This window comes from Bradyrhizobium sp. BWC-3-1, from assembly GCF_032917965.1.
Taxonomy (GTDB): domain Bacteria; phylum Pseudomonadota; class Alphaproteobacteria; order Rhizobiales; family Xanthobacteraceae; genus Bradyrhizobium; species Bradyrhizobium canariense_D.
On record NZ_CP136625.1, the window covers coordinates 4,469,643 to 4,492,761 of the forward strand.

Annotated in this window: 21 protein-coding genes; 13 read left to right on the forward strand and 8 right to left on the reverse strand. The window is 64.2% G+C overall.

What is annotated here, in order from left to right; translation table 11 throughout:
- Positions 1-18 precede the first annotated feature (18 nt).
- The 3 genes from RX329_RS21665 to RX329_RS21675 all read right to left on the reverse strand — a co-directional run bounded on the left by RX329_RS21665 (position 19) and on the right by RX329_RS21675 (position 3,594).
- Positions 19-405 carry a response regulator transcription factor gene (locus tag RX329_RS21665; RefSeq protein ID WP_018458052.1) on the reverse strand — a complete coding sequence of 129 codons (387 nt, stop codon included), beginning with the start codon at positions 403-405 and terminating at the stop codon, positions 19-21.
- 85 nt (positions 406-490) lie between these two features.
- On the reverse strand, positions 491-1,081 hold the full coding sequence (locus RX329_RS21670; protein WP_249802374.1) for a response regulator: 591 nt from the start codon (positions 1,079-1,081) through the stop codon (positions 491-493).
- 77 nt (positions 1,082-1,158) lie between these two features.
- The gene (locus RX329_RS21675; RefSeq protein ID WP_317244180.1) at positions 1,159-3,594 is read right to left on the reverse strand and encodes a PAS domain S-box protein; all 2,436 of its coding nucleotides are present in this window, start codon (positions 3,592-3,594) and stop codon (positions 1,159-1,161) included.
- A gap of 744 nt (positions 3,595-4,338) precedes the next feature.
- Between RX329_RS21675 and RX329_RS21680 the strand changes: the two genes are divergently transcribed.
- From RX329_RS21680 to RX329_RS21690, 3 genes are all read left to right on the forward strand, one after another.
- A complete protein-coding gene (locus RX329_RS21680; RefSeq protein ID WP_231188449.1) occupies positions 4,339-4,707 on the forward strand; it encodes a hypothetical protein in 369 nt (122 codons plus the stop codon).
- A complete protein-coding gene (locus tag RX329_RS21685) occupies positions 4,704-4,892 on the forward strand; it encodes a hypothetical protein (RefSeq protein ID WP_039800268.1) in 189 nt (62 codons plus the stop codon). Before RX329_RS21680 ends, RX329_RS21685 begins: the two co-directional genes overlap by 4 nt.
- A 66-nt stretch (positions 4,893-4,958) precedes the next feature.
- Positions 4,959-5,249 (forward strand): hypothetical protein, encoded by a 291-nt coding sequence (locus RX329_RS21690; protein ID WP_231188451.1) that lies wholly within the window; start codon positions 4,959-4,961, stop codon positions 5,247-5,249.
- Positions 5,250-5,340: 91 nt separating this feature from the next.
- Here RX329_RS21690 and RX329_RS21695 read toward each other — a convergent pair whose 3' ends face one another.
- On the reverse strand, positions 5,341-7,530 hold the full coding sequence (locus RX329_RS21695) for a lytic transglycosylase domain-containing protein (RefSeq protein WP_317244181.1): 2,190 nt from the start codon (positions 7,528-7,530) through the stop codon (positions 5,341-5,343).
- Between the two features lie 324 nt (positions 7,531-7,854).
- On the opposite strand from RX329_RS21695, the gene RX329_RS21700 reads away from it, so the two are divergent.
- The 3 genes from RX329_RS21700 (at position 7,855) to RX329_RS21710 (ending at position 10,235) form a co-directional block, all read left to right on the forward strand.
- On the forward strand, positions 7,855-9,591 hold the full coding sequence (locus RX329_RS21700) for an adenylate/guanylate cyclase domain-containing protein (RefSeq protein WP_317244182.1): 1,737 nt from the start codon (positions 7,855-7,857) through the stop codon (positions 9,589-9,591).
- Positions 9,592-9,696: 105 nt separating this feature from the next.
- Positions 9,697-9,873, forward strand: coding sequence for a hypothetical protein (locus tag RX329_RS21705; protein WP_018458044.1), 177 nt, complete (start codon positions 9,697-9,699; stop codon positions 9,871-9,873).
- Between the two features lie 149 nt (positions 9,874-10,022).
- The gene (locus RX329_RS21710) at positions 10,023-10,235 is read left to right on the forward strand and encodes a hypothetical protein (RefSeq protein WP_085353209.1); all 213 of its coding nucleotides are present in this window, start codon (positions 10,023-10,025) and stop codon (positions 10,233-10,235) included.
- A gap of 151 nt (positions 10,236-10,386) precedes the next feature.
- On the opposite strand, the gene RX329_RS21715 is transcribed toward RX329_RS21710, so the two are convergent.
- Positions 10,387-10,560, reverse strand: coding sequence for a hypothetical protein (locus RX329_RS21715; protein ID WP_018458042.1), 174 nt, complete (start codon positions 10,558-10,560; stop codon positions 10,387-10,389).
- A gap of 199 nt (positions 10,561-10,759) precedes the next feature.
- Between RX329_RS21715 and RX329_RS21720 the strand changes: the two genes are divergently transcribed.
- The gene (locus RX329_RS21720; protein WP_317244183.1) at positions 10,760-11,338 is read left to right on the forward strand and encodes a hypothetical protein; all 579 of its coding nucleotides are present in this window, start codon (positions 10,760-10,762) and stop codon (positions 11,336-11,338) included.
- Positions 11,339-11,364: 26 nt separating this feature from the next.
- Here RX329_RS21720 and RX329_RS21725 read toward each other — a convergent pair whose 3' ends face one another.
- Positions 11,365-11,586 (reverse strand): hypothetical protein, encoded by a 222-nt coding sequence (locus tag RX329_RS21725; protein ID WP_317246436.1) that lies wholly within the window; start codon positions 11,584-11,586, stop codon positions 11,365-11,367.
- Between the two features lie 534 nt (positions 11,587-12,120).
- Here RX329_RS21725 and RX329_RS21730 point away from each other — a divergent pair.
- The 3 genes from RX329_RS21730 (at position 12,121) to RX329_RS21740 (ending at position 16,297) form a co-directional block, all read left to right on the forward strand.
- A complete protein-coding gene (locus tag RX329_RS21730) occupies positions 12,121-12,519 on the forward strand; it encodes a MerR family transcriptional regulator (protein WP_317244184.1) in 399 nt (132 codons plus the stop codon).
- A gap of 1,245 nt (positions 12,520-13,764) precedes the next feature.
- Entirely contained in the window at positions 13,765-15,489 is a 1,725-nt protein-coding gene (gene ilvD, locus RX329_RS21735) for a dihydroxy-acid dehydratase (RefSeq protein ID WP_027518135.1), read from the forward strand.
- Complete coding sequence (locus RX329_RS21740; protein WP_026233489.1) at positions 15,476-16,297, forward strand: tetratricopeptide repeat protein; 822 nt, start codon at positions 15,476-15,478, stop codon at positions 16,295-16,297. The genes ilvD and RX329_RS21740 overlap by 14 nt, the downstream gene beginning before the upstream one ends.
- 15 nt (positions 16,298-16,312) lie before the next feature.
- On the opposite strand, the gene xth is transcribed toward RX329_RS21740, so the two are convergent.
- Positions 16,313-17,110 carry an exodeoxyribonuclease III gene (gene xth, locus RX329_RS21745; RefSeq protein ID WP_247487485.1) on the reverse strand — a complete coding sequence of 266 codons (798 nt, stop codon included), beginning with the start codon at positions 17,108-17,110 and terminating at the stop codon, positions 16,313-16,315.
- 133 nt (positions 17,111-17,243) lie between these two features.
- Between xth and RX329_RS21750 the strand changes: the two genes are divergently transcribed.
- Positions 17,244-19,574: an ATP-binding protein gene (locus tag RX329_RS21750; RefSeq protein ID WP_247487482.1), complete on the forward strand. Its 2,331-nt coding sequence runs from the start codon at positions 17,244-17,246 to the stop codon at positions 19,572-19,574.
- Positions 19,575-19,583: 9 nt separating this feature from the next.
- Here RX329_RS21750 and erpA read toward each other — a convergent pair whose 3' ends face one another.
- Positions 19,584-19,913 (reverse strand): iron-sulfur cluster insertion protein ErpA, encoded by a 330-nt coding sequence (erpA, locus tag RX329_RS21755; protein WP_007610737.1) that lies wholly within the window; start codon positions 19,911-19,913, stop codon positions 19,584-19,586.
- 134 nt (positions 19,914-20,047) lie between these two features.
- Here erpA and RX329_RS21760 point away from each other — a divergent pair, with 134 nt between their 5' ends.
- Together RX329_RS21760 and argS are read left to right on the forward strand one after the other, a co-directional pair.
- Positions 20,048-21,256, forward strand: coding sequence for a deoxyguanosinetriphosphate triphosphohydrolase (locus tag RX329_RS21760; RefSeq protein WP_247487480.1), 1,209 nt, complete (start codon positions 20,048-20,050; stop codon positions 21,254-21,256).
- A 9-nt stretch (positions 21,257-21,265) separates the two neighbouring features.
- On the forward strand, positions 21,266-23,056 hold the full coding sequence (gene argS, locus RX329_RS21765) for an arginine--tRNA ligase (RefSeq protein ID WP_317244185.1): 1,791 nt from the start codon (positions 21,266-21,268) through the stop codon (positions 23,054-23,056).
- Positions 23,057-23,119: the final 63 nt, after the last annotated feature.

Consider the following 23,119-nt stretch of genomic DNA (forward strand, 5'->3'; position numbering starts at 1 on the left):
GGGCTCGGCGCCAGCGTATCACGTCTCGGTTTGATCGGAGCCGGACAGGGCCATCCGCAGACATTCAAGCAGAGCGGGCGTGGAGAACGGCTTCGCCAGAAAGCAGATAGCGCCCGCTTTCAGCGCGCGGTCGCGCACGGCATCGTCGGGAAAAGCCGTCATGAAAATGAAGGGCGTGTGGTGACCAAGGCTGCGCATGTGCGTCAAGAGCTCAAGGCCGCCCATCAACGACATCTGCACATCCGCGATCACGCAGGACGTCGTCTTCAGTTCGGCCGATTGAAGAAATTCGTCAGCGGAGCGAAAGATGTTGACCGTGTATCCCCGCGACGTCAGCAGATTATTGGTCGCAAGGCGGACTGATCGATCATCGTCGATGACGGAAATGGCCGAGGGGATTGACAAGATGATCGCTCCTGATCGGGGAGCCGCCGATCACGGTGCCGCACTTGACGAAAGTGAGCCCTTGAAGCGAGCTTGAAAAGCATACTTAGGTTTGCACCTTTCCGCCCGGGCGTGAGATTCCGAGCGCCTCCACCATTCTGACGAGATCGGCCAACGACTTGGCGCCCATTTTCCGCATGATCTGCCCGCGGTAGATCTTGACGGTAATCTCAGCCAATCCGAGCTCGGCAGCGACTTGCTTGTTCATCAGGCCGGACGCCACCAGGGCGAGGATGTCGCGCTGGCGCGCGCTCAAACCCTCGAATCGGGACCGCACTCCCGCGACCGACTCCTCGGCATTGCGTCGCTTGCGATCCCGTTCGATCGCGGCCTGAACCGCATCCAGCATGTCCTGGTCGCGCACCGGCTTGGTCAGAAAATCGATGGCGCCGCTCTTCATGGCCCTGACGGTCATCGGAATATCACCATGACCGGTGATGAAGATAATGGGCGTGTGAATGTTCGCCTTCGCTAGGTCCGACTGCAGGTCAAAGCCGCTTGAGCCCGGCAGGCGGATGTCGAGCACAAGGCAGCTGGGGACCGCCGGTGGCTTGGCTTCCATGATCTCCGCCGCGGAGCCGAAAGCCTCGACCTTGAGGCCGACGGATTGAAAGAGGTTGGTGAGCGCACGGCGCATCGATGGATCGTCGTCGACGATCAAGACGATCGGATCGTCGGAACTCGTCTGCACCGTCGCCACCTTGGGAAGGTCGGTCACGACGTGTCCTCGATCGGCAAGGGCAGGGCAATCTGGAATGTTGCTCCGCTTCCGTCATTGGGGAAGGCCGAGAGCCGGCCCGCATGAGCCTCGATGATCGATCGGCAGATCGACAGTCCCATCCCCAGGCCGCTCGGCTTTGTCGTGAAGAAAGGTGTGAAGATGCGCTCCGTCGCGCCGTCGCCGAGGCCGACCCCGCTGTCTGTCACGATCAGGAGCATGCGGCCTTCGCCGTGCTCGCTCGCCTGGCTGGAGCGGATCGCAAGCTCGCGCGGACGGTCCACATTGGCGTGCATGGCTTCAATCCCGTTCATGACCAGGTTGATCAGCACCTGCTGCAGCTGGATCCGGTCGCCGCAAACGCTGGGTAGAGCGGACGCCAGCTCCATTCGTACCGACACGGCATGGGTGGCAAGCTCGCGGCGGACGAGCGCCACCGTCTCCCTGACGAGCTGGTTCATGTCGACCGGAGCCATCTCGATCTCGGTCTTCTTCGCAAGCGTTCTGATCCGGCGGATCACCTCGCTGGCGCGATTGGCGTCCTCGACGATCCATTCCACGGAACGGCGTGCGGCATTCAGTTGGGCTGGTTCGCGGCCGAGCCATCCGATACAGGCATCCGCATTGGAGATCACGGCGGCCAAGGGCTGATTGATCTCGTGGGCGATCGAGGCCGTGAGTTCGCCGAGCATCGTGACACGCGTCACGTGAGCTAGTTCGGCTTGCGCCTTGCGCAGCGCTTCTTCGGCCTGCTCGGCGCGGATGGCCGCCGTCACGTCGCTGCTGACGCCACGATAACCGAGAAAGTTGCCGTTCGCGTCGTGCAAGGGCTTGCCGCTGGTGCGCACGTAGATCGGAGATCCGTTGCGATCCTTGCTTCGGTAGACCAGGTCGCGAAACGGAAGGTGGGCATCGAGCGTCGCGCGATGCCGCTCCCACTTCTCGGGCTCGAGCTCGGCATCGGGTGGAATGTCCCAACGGGCGAGGCCGATCACGCCCGTGGGCACGGGACCGGCCGTGTCGGCATGTTCCGAAATCCGTGTGATACGGTGGTCCGGCCCGCTCTCCCAAAACCAGTCCGAGGCGGTTTCGGCATAGTCGCGAAATCGCTGCTCGGACAGCTTGAGCTCGTCAAAGGCTTTTTGCAGCGCTTGTCTGGCGGCAAACTGCTCGGTGACATCGACGTGGGTGCCGATGATTTCCGTGACATCGCCGTCCCCGCCGACGACGGGATGCCCCTCCGTATGGACGTGTCGTACGGAACCGTCCGGACGCAAAATCCGAAAATCAACTTCGAAAGGCTGCTTTTGCCGGATTGCCTGACGTTCCACATCGACGATCCGGCGAAAGTCTTCGGCGAGGATCCGTTGTTGGAAAGCCTGCGCCGACAGATCGATCTGGTCCGGGTTGAATCCGAACAGGCGATAGAGTTCGGCCGATCGGTAGGCAAACTCCTGACTGCGCACGTTCCAGGCCCAGCTGCTCGTGTGGCTGAGGCGCTGGGCTTCGGTCAGATAGGCTTCGCTGCGACGCAGCCGCTGTTCGGTTTCCTTTGCCGTAGTGACGTCAGTGACCGCTCCGACAAACTCGATGTGGCCGGATCCATGTCTCACCACGCGTGCCACGGAATGGTGATATTTGATGGTTCCATCGGGCATCAGCAGGCGATACTCATGGTCGAAATCGCCGACCTCACGGAAGGCCCGATCAAGGGTCTTGCTGACCGCATTGCGATCTTCCGGATGAATGCGCTGGAAAACGAAATCGAGCGTCGGTTTGACCTGCGGGTCACATTGGAAGATGCGAAAGGTCTCCCTGGACCAGACGGCCTCGCGGGTTGCCAGGCTCAGGCCGAAGCTGCCGGTGCGGCTCAACTCCTGCGCTTGGGCAAGGTAGGCCTCGCTCTGCCGCAGCGCATCCTCCGCCTCCTTGCGCTGGGTGATGTTTTCGCAGGCGACCAGCACGATCGGCGTGCCGTCGCCGCGTCGCATGGCCTTGGCGTTCTCACGGACCCAGAGAACCGAGCCGTCCTTCCGGATCTTGCGAATCTCCCAGGTGTGCGACTGGTCCACGGTTTCCAGGCACAGCCCGACACAGCGACGGACGAAATCGCGGTCCTCTTCGAAAAAGACGTTCAGCACAGATTGGCCGGTCAACTCGGCCGCCGTGTAGCCCAGTTGCGCGGCGCCAAATGTATTTACGTTGAGCACCGTTCCGGCCGGATCGACCATGAAATACATGACCGGATTGTGCTCGAACACTTGTCGCCATTGCTTCACGGCGTCGCGCAGGTCGGCATTGTCCTGCCGCCAGCCATCCCCAGTCGCGGGCTCGCCTTTCCCCGCATTGCCGAGAGATCGAAGCGCCGCAAGTCCGCCGAGCAGGAATTGCGCGGCCGAATTCCCTAGTTTTGCGATCTGGCCAGGCATCATCGCAAGCGTCCCGGCCCGCGTGGGGCAGGGAGAGTAGAGCACTTTGCGACAGCAGGGGCAATTCCCTGATCAAAGCAGGATTCCGCATCGAAAGTTCGCGGGCTCCGTGCAGCTTGCCAGCGTTGCGCCGTCTCGTTGCGAGCGGACGAAACTCCGGTAAATCACCGGACAAACCTATGTATAGGTCGCGCAATCCTAGTCATACGCTGCATTTACCTCCGTACAATTGAGCGGCCCGTCACATGGGGACTAGTCTCACCGGCAATCCAGTGGTGTCGATCGCAACGCTTGAACAGTTGAGTAGCGCGGGGTCGTGCACTCAAGAGGCCAGCTTCGCCTCCGCCGGCGCTGACTTGCCGATGATCTGGTCACGATTGAGAAGCCGCATTTCGTTGACGAACGTGATGATTGTGCATCAGCGCCCGTGGGGATCCTCGACCGTCAGAGGCGCCCATCAGAGGCCAGGAGGAGAGGATCATGTGCGATAAGCCCGAACACTCCGAGCGCCCTTCCGCCGCAAAAAGCTGCGCCGTCTGCAGCGGGAAGTTCGGCCTGATCCGGTATTATTCCTGGCGAGCGCCGCTTTGCTCCCGGAAATGTCTCGATCGCTTCAGAGCGCGCCGCGAACGCGATCGCCGATGGCTGTTTCGGTCTCAGGCGGCGTAAGCACCAGTCACCGGATCCGCTGCGTTCGGCAATTCTGTATCGGGAGGCTGCGCGTTGAACCGTTGTTGCAAGCTCCTCTTGGCGATCACGCTGCCGCTTTCGTTGATGACTGGAGCGGAGGCGGACGAGGCTGGACAGGATGGCGCACATCGTCATCCGCCTCGGGATCTGCTCCTCCACGAGCAGTTCTATTCGAGTTGGCACATGCCGGACAATCCGGTGCTGACTTGCTGCAACAACGCCGACTGCTACCCGACCGAGATACGGCGGGTCGAGGGGAGCATCTACGCGCTGCGCCGGGAAGACGGGAAATACATCCTCATTCCGCCTCAGAAGGTCGAGCGAAACAGGGATAATCCCGACGGCCGCAACCATCTTTGCGCGCCGCCGCCGTCCGCCTCTCTCGTCGACACGGTCTACTGCTTTGCGCTCGGAGGTGCCACATGAGGTTCATATTGGTGAACGGCAGGACCCCTTTTCGCAAAACGTCCTGCCTCTGGTGCTGCGAGGAGATCAGCGGCGGCTATCTGCGCGATGCGAAGACGCTGCTGCCCTACTGCGGCTACGAGTGTTACGCGCTTCATGGCGAAGCTGCGCCGCTGATCGAGGGGCGCACACGAGCGGCGTCTTGAGCGGATAGGGGGGCGAAACGGGCGGTGGATTTGCCGTCCGGGCGAGAGGACATCGCGATGAGATTCATGTTCGTCAATCAGGAAGGGCCTCGCCACGGCGGTACCTGCAGCGCGTGCGCGCAGCCGCTGGGCGCGAGTTACGTCCGCCATGTGCCCGCTGAGCGGCGGTACTGCGACTATGATTGCTACCGTCGATATCAGCAGACGGCGGTGGAAATGCTCTGGCCTTACCGCAGTTCGCTCGAAGCGATCACGGTGTCGAGCTGGAACTGGATACTGCAGACGGGCGCGCTCTCGCGCTCGCTGACGGAAGCATTTCTGCGCGCGTACGAACCCTCTGACCACGGAAGGAGGTGACGGCTCGCCAAACGATGCGGACCCGCGCAGAGAGGTCGGTCGCAGTCACTGCATCCAGCTTCACGCCGCGTCCAGCCCCGGCGTCGCGAAGCTAGGGCGCGGCGGCTGCGGCCGATGCCGTCGGCATCGCGCCCCTGTTCGGCGTCGTAACGCGCTGCTCGGACTTCCCCGCGACGACGCTGCTGGCCTCAAACCTCGCACGATAGACCAGCACGTTCTCGATCACGCGCTGGACGTAGTTGCGCGTCTCCGACAGCGGGATGCGCTCGACCCAGTCGACCGGATCGACCTTGGGATCCCTGGGGTCGCCGCGCGCCTGCACCCATTCGCGCACGCGGCCCCGGCCGGCATTGTAGCCGGCGAAGGTCATGATCTGGTTGCCGCGATATTCCGACATGAGCGCACTGAGCTCGGCCGCGCCCATCTGCGTGTTGTAGACGGGATCGGAGACCATCTTGTCCCAGTCATAGGTCAGGCCGAAGCGCTTTGCGGTGTCGCGGCCCGCTTCCGGCGTCACCTGCATCAGCCCGACTGCGTTGGCGGCCGATTTGTCGCGCTGGTCGAACGAGCTTTCGGTGCGCGCCACCGAATAGATCACGCTGGGATCGATCGCGGGCGCCACCTGCTTATGTTCAGGGATGCCGATGGTCGGGAAGGCGTAGTGATCGAGCGCGAGCCCGCGCGCCAGCGCCGACTTGCCGACCTCCAGCATCACGCGCGCATCGTTGCGCCGGCCGGCGAGCTCGCCGAGCGCTTCGAGTGCGGCGACGTCGGTGCTCTCCTTGGCAAAATCCTCGGCGAAGTAAAACACCATGTCGCGCTCACCGACGCCGTAGAGCATGTCGGCGGCGCGCACGCGCTCGTCCGCGGGCGGCGCGTCGACTGCTGCCAGCACGGGCGAGGGCGCACGCAGCTCGATGCGGTCGAGACCGAGCCTGGCGCGGGCGAGCTGGCCGTAATAGGCGGTCGGATAGCGCGCCGCCGCCTGATAGCTCAGGCGCGCATCGGCCGGTGCGTTCATTGCCTCGGCCGCGCGGCCGCGCCAATAATGCGCGCGCGACAGCGCGATCGGATTGGCGGAGCCTTCGTCGATCGCGGCGAAATGCGTCATCGCCGCCTTGGGATCATCGAGATAGCGCAGCGCGATCCAGCCGCACATGAAGTGATAGTCGGCGCGATAGACCTCCATCGCGGGCACGGCTGCCGAGCGCACCAAATCATAGGCGGTTTTGAACTTGCCCTGGTCGAGCAGCTTTCGCGCGAGCAGGCGGCGCTCGCGCCACCAGGCGTCGGTGTCTTGCGCCGCCATCGTATCGGGCGCGGCGGCCAGGATCACCTCGGCCGCGTCGTCGATGCGGTCATTCTGGAGATGCCATTGCGCGCGGCACAGCACATAGCCGAGGTCGCGGCGCGCCTCGGCCGAAATGTCCTCCAGGTAATCCTTGGCCTTGCTGGCCTTGCCGGTGACTGCGGCGCAGGCCTTGACGATCGCGAGCGCATCCTCGCCGAGCCGCTTGGCTGCGCGCCGCGCCCCCGCATAGTCCTTGGCGCCGAGCCGCTTGTCCATGCGGGCGCGATGATCCTCGGCGGTCAGGAGATCGCGGAACGCTTGGTAGGAATCCTCCTCACTGCGCTCGGACAATTCGTCCGTGCGCCAGGCATCGCGCACGAGACGCGCGGCCCTGTCGCTGTCGCCCTCGGTCATCAGCACGCGGGCGAGCGCGAACTTGCCCTTGGCGCTGGTCGGCCGGTCCATCGTGAATTTGTGCACGGTCGCCGCGTTGGCCTTCTCCTGCCACAGCCGCGCCTCGGCGCGGCGGCGGAGCAGCGCGCTGCTCGGCCAGTCCGGATTGGCGGCGAGGAAGGCGGCGTAGCGCTTGAAGTTCGCCGTGCTTTCGGAATGGCGCAGCATAAACCAGTCGGCGAGTTTCTGTCCGGCCGGGTCGGCAATGCGGTCGCGCGCCGCGCTGGCGTCCTCGGTCTTGCCCTTCCGCGCGAGATCGATGGCATCCTTCAGCGCGGCGAGATCGCGAGTCAGCGGCGGGGCTGCCGGCTTGTCCGAGGGCGCGTCGTCCTGCTTCTTCGACTTGCGCTTGGCCTCGGCATGCTTGCCGTGCCGCGCCTTGCCGGCGGAGGCGTGGCGCTGCTTGCCGGTTTTCGCCTCATGCGTCTTCTTCGGCGCGGACGATTTGTGACCGCTCTTCGCTGCCAGCTCTGTAGGGATGAAGGCCAAAGCGGCCACGGCAACGACACACGCGAGCGAGCGTAGGCACTGGTTCATTCCGTGGTCCCCCTGCGAAACCAGTACAAACCAAAGTCCGCGACGAGATGCGGCTCGAGAATCAAAACGGCGTCAAAATGGTGACACGACGTCGTTTCGCATCCTGAAGCTGTTCCAACAATGCGGCGAAATACGGATGGAGCCAGGGAACCTGTGCAACGGCGGGGCGAGCGGGTCTCTTAACCTTCATTAACGAGTACGGCTCGCGCGACGGTTGCGGCGGTTCAGGACGCCTCGAAGCGGCCAAATTGCGCGTATTCCCGGCGGCAAATCCGTTGTATTGGGTTCCAAAGCCTTTCCCCTTCAGCCCATTGTCCCGCGCCCATGCCGATTTTCAACCAGTCGATCCGGCGCAAGATCGTCGGGATTGCGCTCGGCCTCATCATCCTGATGGTCGTCACCGCGATCCTGTCGATGGTGATGTCCAGCCGCGTCGGCCATCTTCTGGATGAGCTGACCGCGCGGTATATTCCGGCTTACGGCCACCTGGCGCGGTCCAATGTGCGTTCGCTGGAGCGGGCGCTGGCGATGCGGCGCATGGTGATCGCCAAAATGCAAACGCCGCCGGACGAGGAGGGCTTTGCGGCGCGGCTGAAGATCTTCAGGGAAACGGACGCCCAGGTCGAGCAGGAGGCCGAAGCCGCGCGAAAGCTGATCAACGCGATCATCGACGATGAGAGCACACCGTCGGACAACGCGGCACTCGCCCGGATCGAGACGCGCATCGAGAATGCAGTCAAGGAGCTTCGCCGCGAACTCGACGAGGAGGACGCCAAGCTGCTCCGGCTGCTCGATGCCAAGGACTTTGCGGCCACGCGCGACGTGCTCGTCCATGTGGACGCGCTCCGCGATCTCTTCACCCAGCGGATCGATGCGATCCGCGCCGAGATGCTCTCGCAGGTGTTCGTGAGCACCGCGCAGGTGATCCGCCATCAGCGCCTGGCGATCATCGTCTCGGGCATCGTGACCATCCTCGCGGCGATCGTCGGACTTGCCTTTGCGATCATGGTCTCCACCGGGATCACGCGACCGGTCCGGCTCTTGCTGGCCGGCACCCGCGAAGTCGAGGCGGGCCGCTTCGACAAGACCATCAGTGTCTCGACGCAGGACGAGATTGGCGAACTCGCCTCCGCCTTCAATCGCATGGTCGAGCAATTGCGCCAGAACGAGCGCATCCGCGAGACCTTTGGCCGCTACATCGATCCCAAGGTGGTGCAGGGGCTGATTGACCGGCCGGAGGTCGCCGTCGACGGCCAGCGCCGGGTGATGACCATCATGTTCTGCGACATGAGCGGCTTCACCGCGATGAGCGAGGGCATGACCCCGCGCGGCTTGGTCAAGGTGATGAACCACTATTTTACCGTCATGTCCGGTCCGATCAGGAGCAACCGCGGCATCATCGACAAATATATCGGCGACGCCATCATGGCCTATTGGGGCCCTCCCTTCATCGAGGAGGAAGAGCCGGCGCTGCTCGCAGGCCTTGCTGCGATCGAAATGGCCGATCAGGTGCCCGCGCTGCAGAAGCAATTGCCGGATCTGCTCGGCATCCGCGCCATGCCCGGGCTTTGCGATCTGCGGATCGGCATCGCCACCGGCGAGGTCCTGACCGGCAGCATCGGCTCCGAGCTGATGATGAGCTTCACCGTGATGGGCGACGCCGTGAACCTCGCCTCACGACTGGAGGCCGTCAACAAGACCTATGGCACCCGTATCCTGATCTCGCAGGCGACGGCGGACGCGATCGGCTCGCACCTCGGATTGCGCGAGGTCGACCGTCTTGCGGTCGCCGGCCAGAGCGCGCCGCAAACGATCTTCGAGGTGATGGGCCGGGCAGGCGCACTCACGGCCGCGCATGAGAGCCTGCGTTCTCACTACGCCGAAGGCCTCGCCGCCTATCGCGCCCGCCGCTTCGACGAGGCCCGCGCCGGCTTCAACGCGGCACTTGAAGCCGTCCCAGGCGACGGCCCCTCGCGGGCAATGCTTGCTCGTATCACGCGGTTCGAGGCCCATCCGCCGGACGAGGGCTGGGACGGCGCCTGGCGGTTGGAGCAGAAATAGTCGGCCGCGCGGGAAAAATTGATTCTACTCGATAACGATGTTCGCAGTGACCTATTTCCCGGGCTTAGGTTTGGTGTCCTTGAGGCGTTTGATGGGGACACGCCGATGACAGAACTTGAGAACAGGCTCGAACGGTTCGAGACGCTCACCGCCGAATGCGAGCTGATCGCCAGGCTCGCCACCGACAGCACCAAGCGTGAGTTTTATCTGAAGCTCTCGGAGCGGTATCGCCAGCTGGCGGTGGACATGCGGCAGGCCATAGCGAGCCAAGCTGCGGCCTGACGCCGGCAATCCGTTCTTAACACTTGGCGCGCATCCTCAATGCAGATGCGGGGACGCCTGCGGCGATTTTCCGCAGTGGAAATGCCGGCGCCCGCTGCGGTGCAGCGCGCCTCGCGAGATTGTTTTGTCGTGCCTCACAGGGCGATCCCATGCGCCTCCTTGCGGTCATCATGTTTGGACTCATGACGGCAGCCTGCAACCAGGAGCAGGAGATCACCGGCTCGACCCCGGTGTGCGCGATGCGGAACTTTACCTCCTTCAATCCCCGCGACATGACCCAGTGCGTTGCCGCCTGCAAGGCGTGCGACCACGGCAACACGGTCACCTGCAGCACGTCGTGCACGCTCAAGGGCGCCCGCTGAGCGGCTCCGCCCCTGGTTCGGGGCCGACGGTGTCTCGACGGTGTTTTGGCACCGGAACGATTCACATGGATCGATCATTGAAGGGATGGCAGGACGCGGAGTCCTTTGGAATGGGTATGCTCGATCCCGGTCGGTTCCTGGTCTCATGCTCTCACTGCGCAGCCTGGCCGATGGCCGCCAATGTAAGACGTTCGAGCTGGTCGGCTTCGCCGAACGAGGTCCGCTTCGTTTGCCCGCGCTGCCGCCGCGAGGAGACCGCGATCATCTCCGCCTCCGGCGAGTTGACGCCGATCCGGCGCGTCGACGTCCCGCCGCGCGACGTCACCGCGGCCTGGGCTCAGGCCCAGCGCCCAAGAGGGCGAGCGTAGCCCGCCGTTTAAGGAGAAGAGGCCGAGCGCAGCCAGCTGAGGGCAAGAGGGCTCGCGTCACCATCCGTCGGGACCTCTGATGAGGCAGTTGGAACTGCCGCGGGAGGTGATCCAAGCAGGTGCAAATGTGCTAGGATCGTCGGCATGAGTTCATCCATGCCCCGTCCAATCCTGCCGCCCCTCGGCGACCGTTTCCGCCTTAACCCGGTCGCGGTGCGCCTTGCGCCGCTGTTCGGCTTCGCGCTGCTGATCGTGTCATGCGCGCTGGGAAGCTTTGCATTGGCCTGTGCCACGCCGTTTGCGGCTTGCGCGGTTGTCGCCGCCGCCATGCTGCCGCTGCGTCCGGCGCTGCTCGTGGTCACGGGCGCCTGGCTGGTGAACCAGGGCATCGGCTTCGGCGCGCTGCACTATCCGATCGACCCCAGCACTATCGCCTGGGGCTTCGTCATCGGCGCTGCTGCGCTGCTATCGACCGCAGCAGCATCGACGGTCCTCCGTAGGCTGCCGCAAGGCCGCACGCCGCTGATGCTTGCGATTGCATTCGTTGCCGCCTACGCGGTCTATGAGTTCGCGCTGCTTGCCGCGACGCCGGTCCTGGGCGGCGAGGGCGCCTTCACCGCCGCCATCGTGACCCGGATCGGGCTGACCAGCGCCATCTGGCTCGCCGGCCTCGTCGCCGCCTGTGAGATCGTCCGTCTGGCCGATCCGTTCGGGCGCGCGATGCGGAACGCCTGAGCGCCAACCAAGGCACTGAAGTCCGGTCATGCCGATAACCGGACCTTTGCCCAGCGCTGCAAGGCGACCGCTGTCCAAACCGTCTCGACAAACCCGAACGGCCAGGCGCCCTGGAGAAAGCCATAGACCCCGCTGAGCGCGCAGGCTGCCGCGAAGGCCAGCACGAAATGCGGTCCGCGCGGCTCGAGCGCGTAAAACAGCAGCATCGCACTGACCGACAGCAGTCCGAAGATTGTGATTGCGTGCATCAGCCGGCCGGAGGCTTCGGCTTCTTGGCGACACCGAGGGTGTGGAAGACGGCGGGCCCCATCACCGGCCACAGCGCGGCCGTCGCGGTCAGAACGGTCGCGGCGCACATTGCAGCCAGCACGGACGATCGGATTTTCAAGCCGCGTCCGCGATCGACAGACGATCCAGACCCAGGCGCAGACCACGACGGCGATGGACAGTTTCGTCATCAGCCCGTGCGCATGGTCGAGCACCGCGATCAGGCTGCCCACGCTGGCGAGCACGACAGCGGGTAGGGTGAACGGCAGCACACAGCACGCCGTGCAGGCTGCCGCGACAACCGCGGTTGCGACCGCCGTGCCGGCGGCCTTGCCGCCGCCTGGTTCGACCCTTGGTTCGGTCTGGGTTCCGCAGCCGCATCCTGGCGACGTCTCGGACGAAAGGCTGCAGGACGGTCCTATAACGCTCATGTGATTCTCCTCATGCTTGTGCGCCACGGACCGGATCGCTACGCCCTCAAGCCACTTGAGGTTCAAGCGAAAAGTGAGAGCTCCATGAGAATTGGCGTCCTCGCCAAGACGGCCGGCGTTTCGGTTCCCACCATCCGCTACTACGAGAGCATCGGTCTTCTGACGCCGCCGGCGCGCCAGGGCGGCCAGCGCATCTACGGCAGCGACGCTCTCGGGACGCTCAGCCTTGTCAGGCATTGCCGTGAGCTCGACTTCTCCATCGACGAGACGCGCGACATCCTCGCATCGGTTCAGCGGCGCTTGCCCTGCAGCGATACGAAGACATTTGCAGAGAAGCATCTCGGATCGATCAGGAAGAAAATTGCGGAGTTGCGGACACTGGAAGCGACCATGGTCGCGCTGGTCAGCGGCTGTGAGACGACGTGCAGCGGCAGTGCTGCGCCGGACTGCGTGATCCTGCAGCCAGGATGCGGGCCCGCCTGATCCCGGATAGCGCCTTGAAGTGCACGATGCCGTTGCGGTTGCCTGTCGGGCAAAACACTTGATCATTTCCCGACATGTCCGTGTCAAGCCGGGGCATCCAAAATATTCCGCTTTACCGAAATTCGGAAATGGCGTATGTGTCGCGCATCCCGGCTCATCCTTGAGGGCGATCTTGTGGTCGTCATGTTCGCGAGCCGGGCTTGCGGTGGACGCGGCAGCGTTCGGGTGCGAGAGGCCAAGGGCAGGGCGGATTGCTCTCCGTGAGCCCAAGGCTGCGTTCCGACGAGCGGCGCTGCTAGGCTTCGTCTCGTCTGTAAGTTTTCGGCTCCACGACAGGGCTGGAAAAACTGCGGCGAAATGGCGAGCCGTGCGTACGGCAAAACCGTGTGGTCCTGGCCGTCGTTGCTACGGTCAAGCTCTTGCGGATGCGGCATCTGCGTCAACCGGCGCGGTGCCGGTGACTTCTGCAAGGGCGAGGGAGGCCAGAGAGAATTCGGCTCCCGGGAGAGCACGGCATAAGCCGTCCAACCATCGCGCAGGGAAGGCCGAGTGATTGGCTACACCTGTATGCTGCTGTGCGGTTCTCTCTGCGTGTGCTTTTCGCGCAGCGGACCGCGGGTGCCAGCCGGCACCCGGCCTTCCCTGCGCCCTCTTGGATAAAGGGGCGGAATGACCAAGCAAAGCTCGGGCGAAATATGCCGCGAGGACGCGAAGCGTGTCTGCAATCAAAATGCGAGCTGGAAGAGTGCCGCTGCCGCCTCATAGTCCGTCATTGCTGCGCTCGCAAAGACGATGTGGAGAGAGTGTGCACAACACTTCGATCTGTGGCCTGGACGCAGCGCCCTTGCGGCGCGTCCGGACAGGCGGGGAGATGATGAAGCGCCGACTCACCTTGGCTGCGCCTCGTCGTCGCGCCGAAGTTGCAACGCAGGCACGCACCGGAAACTTGAAGTTGTGGGATTGTCCTCCCGCCGGGGGTATCGCAGTAAGCTCGATCGTGTCCTTACGGCCACGATTGTGCCGTCCGTGCAACACTCGTCACGGATTTAACCATCTTCTCTGTCCGTTCGCATCGACGCCGCTTTTTGGCCACACCCGAACATGAATAAATTCACTCGAATATTTTAGCGGCAGCGGTGATCCTGGAAGACGACGGAAATCCCCAAGGTCGATTCAAAAGGTCGATTCAAATCTTGGCTCTGATTTTTCGGGTCTGAAAGGGTTGGCCGGGGAAACTGGTTTGCGATGGACGCGAAGAGCAACATCAAGCAGAGGCTGCCGAGCCGTCACGTGACGGAAGGTCCTGCGCGCGCGCCCCATCGCTCCTACCTCTACGCCATGGGTCTGACCACCGACCAGATCCACCAGCCCTTCGTCGGCGTCGCCTCGTGCTGGAACGAGGCCGCGCCCTGCAACATCTCCCTGATGCGCCAGGCGCAGGCGGTGAAGAAGGGCGTCGCAGCCGCCGGCGGCACGCCGCGCGAGTTCTGCACCATCACCGTGACCGACGGCATCGCGATGGGGCATGACGGCATGCGCTCCTCGCTGCCGTCGCGCGAATGCATCGCCGATTCCGTCGAACTGACGATCCGCGGCCACGCCTATGACGCTCTCGTTGGCCTGGCCGGCTGCGACAAGTCGCTGCCGGGCATGATGATGGCGATGGTCCGTCTCAACGTGCCCTCGATCTTCATCTATGGCGGCTCGATCCTGCCCGGCAATTTCCGGGGCCAGCAGGTGACCGTGCAGGACATGTTCGAAGCCGTCGGCAAGCACTCGGTCGGCGCAATGTCGGACGAGGACCTCGACGAGATCGAGCGCGTGGCGTGCCCCTCGGCGGGTGCCTGCGGCGCGCAGTTCACCGCCAACACGATGGCGACCGTCTCCGAGGCGATCGGGCTGGCCTTGCCGTACTCGGCCGGTGCTCCGGCACCCTATGAAATTCGCGACGCCTTCTGCATGACCGCGGGCGAGCAGGTCATGGAGCTGATCGCCCAAAACATCCGGCCACGCGACATCGTCACCCTCAAGGCGCTGGAGAATGCCGCCGCCGTGGTCGCCGCGTCCGGTGGCTCGACTAATGCTGCACTGCACCTGCCGGCAATCGCGCACGAGTGCGGCATCAAGTTCGACCTGTTCGACGTCGCCGAAATCTTCAAAAAGACACCGTACGTCGCGGATTTGAAGCCAGGCGGCCGTTATGTCGCCAAAGACATGTTTGAAGTAGGTGGCATACCGCTTCTGATGAAGACGCTGCTCGACAACGGATTTCTCCACGGTGACTGCATGACCGTCACCGGTCGAACGATCGCCGAAAACCTCAAAAGCGTGAAGTGGAATCCGCACCAGGACGTGGTGCACCCGGCAGACAAGCCCATCACCGTCACCGGCGGTGTGGTCGGTCTGAAGGGCAATCTGGCGCCAGAAGGTGCGATCGTGAAAGTCGCGGGAATGTCCAACCTCAGGTTCACCGGTCCGGCCAGGTGCTTCGACCGTGAGGAGGATGCTTTCGAGGCCGTCCAGAAGCGCACCTACCGCGAAGGCGAAGTCATCGTGATCCGCTACGAGGGGCCGAAGGGCGGTCCCGGCATGCGGGAAATGCTCCAGACCACCGCGGCGCTGACCGGCCAGGGCATGGGCGGCAAGATCGCGCTCATCACCGACGGCCGCTTCTCCGGCGCCACCCGCGGCTTCTGCATCGGCCATGTCGGGCCGGAAGCCGCCATCGGCGGCCCGATCGGGTTGCTGGAGGACGGCGATATCATCGAAATCGACGCGGTCGCCGGTACCCTTAACGTAAAATTGAGCGACCAGGAGCTTGCCCAACGCAAGACCAAATGGACCGCTCGCGCGACTAACCACACGACGGGCGCGCTCTGGAAATATGCTCAGCAGGTTGGACCAGCGGTCGGTGGGGCAGTGACCCATCCGGGCGGCGCGCACGAGAAACAGTGCTATGCGGACATCTAGGCGTACCATCGTTGCGTTTGTGTTGGGGGCTGCCGCGCTGGCCGCGCCGGCTCTCGCCTTTGACGGCGCACCCGTCAGCCAGAAGGATGCGACCATCCCGGTGGTCACGACCTTGCCGGGCGCAGCAGGCAAGGTGCGCAATGTACCGCCAGTCGTGCCCCAGGAAACCTCGCTCAGCGCCCTGCAATATGCCGCGGAGGGTGGCCACCCCATCGCGCAGTGGAAGCTCGGCCGCATGTACGCCAATGGCGACGGCGTCGCCCAGGACGATGTGCGTGCGTTCGAGTATTTCACCCGCATCGCCAACGCGCACGCCGAAGACAGCCCGTCCGCGCCGCAGGCGCAGATCGTCGCCAACGCCTTTGTGGCGCTCGGCCGCTATTATCTCAGCGGCATCCCGAATTCGAAGGTCAAGCCGGACCAGGAGCGGGCGCGGGAGATGTTTTCCTATGCCGCGTCCTATTTCGGCAATGCGGATGCGCAATACGATCTCGCCCGCCTGTACCTGAAGACGCCGGACGCTTCGCGCGAGGATTTCCGCTACGGCGCGCGCTGGCTTGGACTCGCCGCGCAGAAGGGCCAGCACGAGGCCCAGGCGCTGCTCGGCCAGATGCTGTTCAACGGCGACCGCCTGCCGCGGCAGGCCGCCCGCGGCCTGATGTGGCTGACGCTGGCGCGCGACAGCGCAGGCAGCGACGAGACCTGGATCAAGGAAAACTACAACCGCGCCTTCGCAAAGGCCTCCGACGACGATCGCGCCATGTGCCTGCAGATGCTGGAGCAATGGGTGCAGGGTCGACGGGAGTGATGGGTTGAGGCGGCCTCACGCCGCCTCAAGATCGAGATCCGCCCACACCGGCACGTGGTCCGACGGCTTCTCCCAGCTGCGCACATAGCTGTCGATGCCGACATTGGCGAGCCGGTCGCTGGCCTGTGGCGACAGCAGAAGGTGGTCGATCCGCAGGCCGTGGTTCTTCTGCCAGGCGCCGGCCTGGTAGTCCCAGAACGTGTAGAGCCCGGGCTCGTCGGTGACGGCCCGAAGCGCATCGGTCAGGCCGAGGCCGAGCAGGGACTGAAAACTTTCCCGCGTCTCGGCCTTGAACAGGGCGTCCTCGGTCCAGGCGGCGGGATTATGGACGTCCCGGGCATGCGGGATGACGTTGAAGTCGCCTGCGAGGATCAGCGGCTCCTCGGTCTTGAGGCGCTCCTTCGAATACTCAAGAAGCCGCGACATCCATTTGAGCTTGTAGGGATATTTCTCGGTCCCGACCGGGTTGCCATTGGGCAGATAGAGGCAGGCGATGCGCAGCACGCCGGACTTGAGCGTCACCACGCCTTCGAGGAAGCGGGCATGCGCATCCTCGTCGTCGCCGGCCAGCCCCGACTTGGTCTCGTCGAACCGGAGCTTGGAGAGCAGGGCGACACCGTTGAACGTCTTCTGCCCGTGGGTGACCACGTTGTAGCCGAGCGCCTCGATCTCCAGCCGCGGGAAGGCGTCGTCGACGCATTTGATCTCCTGGAGGCAGACGATGTCCGGCTGGCACTCCTTCAGCCAGGTCAGGAGGAGATCGATGCGCTGCCGGACCGAGTTCACGTTCCAGGTGGCTATTCTGATGGGCATCTTGGCGGCTCCGGGCAGGGGCCATGGTTAGAACAAAATGCAAACGCGCCCGTCAAGGACGCTGCGAAATCTCCCACAAAATTAACCCGGCTTAAGTCGGGCCCGGGCCATTGATCGTGAAAAGGTTTTTCGAATGGGACGGCCGAACAAAGCCATGAAGCGAACCGAGCCCCGCGACGGGTTGATCGGCGCGTTCCTGTACTGGCTCGGCGGCTACGAGATCGAGGACGGCCTGACCGCCGGTCTCAGCGAGCGCGAGCTGAGCCGCATCCGTGCCAAGCAGATCGACGCGGTGATACGCCTGATCCCGGTGACGATGGCCGTCACTATGCTCAACGTCGCGGTGGTGCTGATTTTGTTCTGGGGTCGTGGCTGGAACGACTTTCTCGCGATCTGGGGCATGACCCTCGCGACCGCCGCCTCGCTCGCGGTGCGCGCGTGGCGGCGCTCCCACCAAAGCCCGCCTCAGGAAGCCTCACCCCGCGCCGCGCGGCAGATGTTGCGGCAGGCGTTCTTCCTCGCCGCAATCTGGGGCACGCTGCCGGTCGCGCTCTTCAGCCGAATCGAGCCGACCAGCCAGCTCATTCTCGCCTGCCTGATGGTCGGCATGATGTCCGGCGGTGCCTTCACGCTCTCGACCTTCCCGCGCGCGGGCCTCGTCTATCTCGCGACGACCACGATCGCCTGCGCCGGGGCGTTGCTGTTATGCGGCGCCGGGCCTTACCTCGTGACCGCGGTGTTCCTGCTGCTGTTCGCGTTCTTCATGGCGCGCAACATCGTCTCGCAAGGCAATCTGTTCCTTGGCAATCTCAAGGCCCAGCTTGAGCTCGAGCGCAAGACCGAGATCATCTCACTATTGCTGAAAGATTTTCAGGAGAACGCCAGCGACTGGCTGTGGCAGACCGACGCCGAAGGGCATTTGGTCGACGTGCCCGAGCGCTTCGCCGCGGTCGCACAGCTGCCACTGGCCTTGCTGAAGGGCTCGCATTTCGCCGACGTGCTCGACATGCTGTGCCCCGAAGACAAGAGCGCGGCCTACAATGTCGTCGGCCTGATGGAGCACGCCGAACCGCTGCACGAGATGAACCTCAAGGTCGTCGCCGGCGGCGAGGCGCGGCTGTGGTCGCTCACCGCGAAGCCGGCCTACGACCGCGACGGTCAATTCCTCGGCTATCGCGGCTTCGGCCGCGACGTGACCGAGCGCTGGCGCGCGGAAAAGGCCGAGGCCGAGAGCCGCGCCAAATCGGATTTCCTCGCGGTGATGAGCCACGAGATCCGCACGCCGATGAACGGCGTGCTCGGGCTTGCCAGCATGCTGCTGGAGACAAAACTCGATCCGGAGCAGCACGAGGCCGTCACCACGATCCGCGAGTCCGGCGACAATCTCCAGCGCATCCTCAACGACATCCTGGACCTCTCCAAGCTCGAGGCTGGACGCTTCGCGTTCGAGGTGATCGACTTCGCGCCGCAGGCGCTGGTAGAGACATTGGCGACCGTCGTGCGCGCGAGTGCCAAGAGCAAGGGGCTCGCGGTCAAGGTCAAGCTCGATCCGAACCTGCCGCCGACGCTGCGCGGCGATGTCGCGCGTATCCGCCAGGTCCTGCTCAACCTCGCATCCAACGCGGTGAAGTTCACCGACCAAGGCGAAGTCACGATCGCAGCCGTCTGTCAGGCCCGCCGCGATCTGCTCGCCACCGTCGAATGGAGCGTGACCGACAGCGGTATCGGCATCGCCCCCGAGAAGCTTGGCCAGCTCTTCTCCGACTTCGCGCAGGCCGACGCCTCGATCAGCCGCCGCTTCGGCGGGACCGGGCTTGGGCTTGCGATCTCCCGGCGCATCATCGAACAGATGGGCGGCACCATCGGCGTCACCTCGACGCCGGGCGAGGGCTCGACATTCAGCTTCACGCTGGTGCTGCCCTGGAGCCAGGAGCAGGCATCCGACTACATTGCCGACCGCGACGAAGCCGACTACCTCAAGGCGCGTATCGCGAGTCTCGACCGACCGCTGAGGGTGCTGGTCGCCGAGGACGACGCCGTCAACCGCATGGTCGTGAGCAAGATGTTAGGGGCCTTCGACGTCGAGCTGCGCGTCGTCACCGACGGCGTCGAGGCCGTCGCGGCGGCCTCGGAGGAAGACTACGATCTCGTGCTGATGGACGTGCGGATGCCCGACATGGACGGCCTTGCCGCAACCCGGGCGATCCGTGCGCAAGGTGGCCGATTCGAATCCTTGCCGATCATCGCGCTCACCGCCAATGCCTTCCCCGAGGACGTCAAGATCTGCCGCGAGGCCGGCATGTCGGACTTCCTGGCCAAGCCGCTACGCAAACCCGCGCTGCTGGCGGCGCTGCTGCGCGCGCTCGATGGACATGTGATGGCGGGAGACGCACCACTTCAGCCGGAGCTCATGTCGGTCGACGTGGAGTGGACGGACGAGGAAAGGCAGATGACCGGCGCCTAGCCGGCGACGTCAGATCGAGAAGCTGGTCCCGCAGCCGCAGGACGCCGTGGCGTTCGGATTGTTGACGCGGAACGAGGCGCCGATCAGATCGTCGACGAAATCGACCTGCGACCCCGCCAGGAACGGCTGCGAGGCGGAATCGACCAGCACCACCGCATTGTCCTGCTCGATCACGAGATCGTCGTCAGTGCGGGCACGGTCAATGTCGAACTTGTACTGGAAGCCGGAACAGCCTCCGCCCTCGACCGAGATCCGCAGCATCGCGCCAGACCCTTCGCCCTTGAGGATCTCCCCAATCCGGCGTGCGGCCTTGTCACTGATGGTCACGTCAGTCGTCATCGTTCGTCTCCGATAGGCCCGCGGTCACACCAAGGTCACCTGAAGGTCACGTGCCCTATTCAGTTGGTATCCCGCGTCCGGCATAGTTAAGTGCCACCATACGCAGAATCAAATGGATAGAGACTAAATTCGCCGTGTCCGTCGGAATGGCTGCCCCCCACGCGCCCTATGCCTGCGATCCCGAGCGCAGTCGCGGCCGATTGGTCGCGGAACCGCCAAGCCGGACCCGCAGCCCGTTTCGACGGGATTGCGACCGGGTGATCCATTCCACCGCGTTCCGCCGGCTGAAATACAAGACCCAGGTGTTCGTCTTCCACGAGGGCGACCACTACCGCACCCGGCTGACCCATTCGCTGGAGGTGGCGCAGATCGCCCGCGCGCTGGCCCGGCAGCTCGGGCTGGACGAGGACCTCACGGAAACCCTGGCGCTCGCCCACGATCTCGGCCATCCGCCGTTCGGGCACGCCGGCGAGCGGGCGCTGGACGCCTGCCTGAAGGATTTTGGCGGCTTCGATCACAACGCCCAGACGCTCCGCGTCGTTGCGGCCCTGGAACAGCGCTATCCCGAATTCGACGGGCTCAACCTGACCTGGGAAGCGCTGGAGGGCATCGTCAAGCACAACGGCCCGCTGACCGATCGCAGCGGTGCGCCGGCCGGGCGTTATCGCGAGCGCGGCGTTCCCGTCGGCATCGCCGACTACATCAAGATCTATGATCTCGAATTGTGGAGTTTCGCCTCGCTGGAGGCACAGGTCGCCGCGATCGCGGACGACATCGCCTATGATGCCCACGATATCGACGACGGTCTGCGCGCCGGCCTGTTTCACCTCGACGACCTCAAGGTGATGCCGCTGACCGCGGAGATCATCGCCGAGACTTCTGCGCATTACCCCGATCTCGAAGACGTCAGGCGCGGCGCCGAGCTGGTGCGCGAGCTGATCTCACACTTGATCGGTGCCGTGTTCGCCGAGGCCCAGATAAACCTTGCCGTCGTGAAACCGCAATCCGCACAGGACGTGCGCCAGCAGAGCCGGGCATTGATCGCATTCCCCGCCGCGGTCGCCGAGGAGGAGGCCGCCATCAAGCGCTTTCTCTATCAGCACATGTACCGCCACAAGCGGGTCATGCGGGTGATGGGCGAGGCGGAACAGATCCTGTTCGACCTGTTCGCAAAATACCTCACCTCGCCCGGCGAGCTGCCGCCGGAATGGCTGGTCGGGGCGGAGGCGGACAATGAGGGCGACCGGGCCCGCCGGATCGGGAATTTCATTGCCGGAATGACCGACCGTTTCGCCCTGACCGAGCACCAGCGGCTCTTTGACTCGACCCCGGATTTGCGTTAGGCGGCGCCCATGCCCGACACATCCTCAGCACTGCACCTGTTCGCCGACGTGCTCGCACGCGTGCACGCGGTCTGCCGCGCGCTCGCGGCGGAAGCCAACTGGCCCGAGGGCATCGATTTCTCGCGCGTGGTGGTCGAGCCGCCGCGCGATGCTTCCCATGGCGACATGGCGACCAACGCAGCCATGGTGCTTGCGAAAGAGGCAAAGGCAAAGCCGCGCGACCTCGCCGAGCAGATCGCCGAACGGCTGCGCGCGGACCCGTTGATCGCCAAGGTCGACGTCGCAGGTCCAGGCTTCATCAACCTGACGCTGGAGCCGGCCGCATGGGCCGAGGCGCTACGGACCGTGCTGCGCGAGGGCGCCGATTACGGCCGCGTCCGCGGCGGCTCCAAGGTCAACGTCGAATATGTCTCCGCCAACCCCACCGGACCGATGCATGTCGGCCATTGCCGCGGCGCCGTGTTCGGCGATGCGCTGGCGAGCCTGCTTGAATTCGCAGGCCGTGACGTCACGCGCGAATATTACATCAACGACGCCGGCGCGCAGGTCGACGTGCTCGCCCGCTCCGCGTTCCTCCGGTATCGCGAGGCGCTCGGCGAAGACATCGGCGCGATGCCGGAAGGCCTCTATCCCGGCGACTATCTGAAGCCGGTCGGGCAGGCGCTGGCGCAGGAGCACGGCGACAAGCTCCTCGCCGTGAGCGAGGGCGCGTGGCTACCGACGGTGCGCGCCAAGGCGATCGCGATGATGATGGACGAGATCAAGGATGATCTCGCCGCGCTCAACATTCGCCACGACGTGTTCTTCTCCGAGCGCTCGCTACAGAACGCCGGCAACAACAAGGTCGCCGAGACCATCGATTTCCTGCGCGCCAAGGGCGACGTCTACCAGGGCCGTCTGCCGCCCCCAAAGGGGGCTCCGACCGAGGATTGGGAAGATCGCGAGCAGTTGCTGTTCAAGGCGACCGCCTATGGCGACGACGTCGATCGCCCGCTGATCAAGTCGGATAATTCCTACACCTACTTCGCCGCCGACATCGCCTACCACAAGAACAAGTTCGATCGTGGTTTCGCGGAGATGATCGACGTCTGGGGCGCCGACCATGGCGGCTACATCAAGCGCATGCAGGCGGCGGTGAAGGCGACCACCTCCGGCAAGGGGGCGCTCGACGTCAAGATCGTCCAGCTGGTGAAGTTGCTGCGCAACGGCGAGCCGGTGAAAATGTCCAAGCGGAGCGGGGACTTCGTCACCTTGCGTGAGGTGGTGGATGAAGTCGGCCAGGACGCCGTCCGCTTCATGATGCTCTACCGCAAGAACGACGCGGTGCTCGACTTCGACCTCGCCAAGGTCATGGAACAGTCGCGCGACAACCCGGTGTTCTACGTGCAGTACGGCCACGCCCGCGGCCACTCGATCTTCCGCAACGCCCGGGCCGAGGTGTTCCCGGAACTCCCGGAGGAAACGGAAAAGCGCATCGCCTGGCTGGGTGAGTCGGCGCTGGAACGGCTGTCGGACCCGGCTGAACTCGACCTTCTTAAGCGGCTCGCAATATTTCCGCGCATGCTGGAAGCGGCCGCAACCGCCCACGAGCCCCACCGAATTGCCTTCTATCTCTATGATTTAGCCAGCGAATTTCATGCACTTTGGACGAAGGGGCGCGATTTGCCCTATTTACGCTTCATTATCAATAATGATGCAGATCTAACGAAGGCGCGGCTGGCCATGGTCGAGGGCGTCGTCTCTGTCCTGGCATCGGGCCTCGCCATCCTCGGCGTCCATGCTCCGGACGAGATGCGGTAGTTTGGGGCGAACTACTTAAGGGATTTCGGGGGTAACCGGCAGAAGCCGGATCGCTTAGACTTG

Coding starts and splice junctions, on each gene's coding strand:
- RX329_RS21670 (WP_249802374.1), bottom strand. CDS start 1,081: ATGCGCCGTGCGCTCACCAACCTCTTTCAATCCGTCGGCCTCAAGGTC.
- RX329_RS21675 (WP_317244180.1), bottom strand. CDS start 3,594: ATGATGCCTGGCCAGATCGCAAAACTAGGGAATTCGGCCGCGCAATTC.
- RX329_RS21685 (WP_039800268.1), top strand. CDS start 4,704: ATGAGGTTCATATTGGTGAACGGCAGGACCCCTTTTCGCAAAACGTCC.
- RX329_RS21690 (WP_231188451.1), top strand. CDS start 4,959: ATGTTCGTCAATCAGGAAGGGCCTCGCCACGGCGGTACCTGCAGCGCG.
- RX329_RS21695 (WP_317244181.1), bottom strand. CDS start 7,530: ATGAACCAGTGCCTACGCTCGCTCGCGTGTGTCGTTGCCGTGGCCGCT.
- RX329_RS21700 (WP_317244182.1), top strand. CDS start 7,855: ATGCCGATTTTCAACCAGTCGATCCGGCGCAAGATCGTCGGGATTGCG.
- RX329_RS21705 (WP_018458044.1), top strand. CDS start 9,697: ATGACAGAACTTGAGAACAGGCTCGAACGGTTCGAGACGCTCACCGCC.
- RX329_RS21710 (WP_085353209.1), top strand. CDS start 10,023: ATGCGCCTCCTTGCGGTCATCATGTTTGGACTCATGACGGCAGCCTGC.
- RX329_RS21720 (WP_317244183.1), top strand. CDS start 10,760: ATGCCCCGTCCAATCCTGCCGCCCCTCGGCGACCGTTTCCGCCTTAAC.
- RX329_RS21725 (WP_317246436.1), bottom strand. CDS start 11,586: ATGCACGCAATCACAATCTTCGGACTGCTGTCGGTCAGTGCGATGCTG.
- RX329_RS21730 (WP_317244184.1), top strand. CDS start 12,121: ATGAGAATTGGCGTCCTCGCCAAGACGGCCGGCGTTTCGGTTCCCACC.
- ilvD (WP_027518135.1), top strand. CDS start 13,765: ATGGACGCGAAGAGCAACATCAAGCAGAGGCTGCCGAGCCGTCACGTG.
- RX329_RS21740 (WP_026233489.1), top strand. CDS start 15,476: ATGCGGACATCTAGGCGTACCATCGTTGCGTTTGTGTTGGGGGCTGCC.
- xth (WP_247487485.1), bottom strand. CDS start 17,110: ATGCCCATCAGAATAGCCACCTGGAACGTGAACTCGGTCCGGCAGCGC.
- RX329_RS21750 (WP_247487482.1), top strand. CDS start 17,244: ATGGGACGGCCGAACAAAGCCATGAAGCGAACCGAGCCCCGCGACGGG.
- erpA (WP_007610737.1), bottom strand. CDS start 19,913: ATGACGACTGACGTGACCATCAGTGACAAGGCCGCACGCCGGATTGGG.
- argS (WP_317244185.1), top strand. CDS start 21,266: ATGCCCGACACATCCTCAGCACTGCACCTGTTCGCCGACGTGCTCGCA.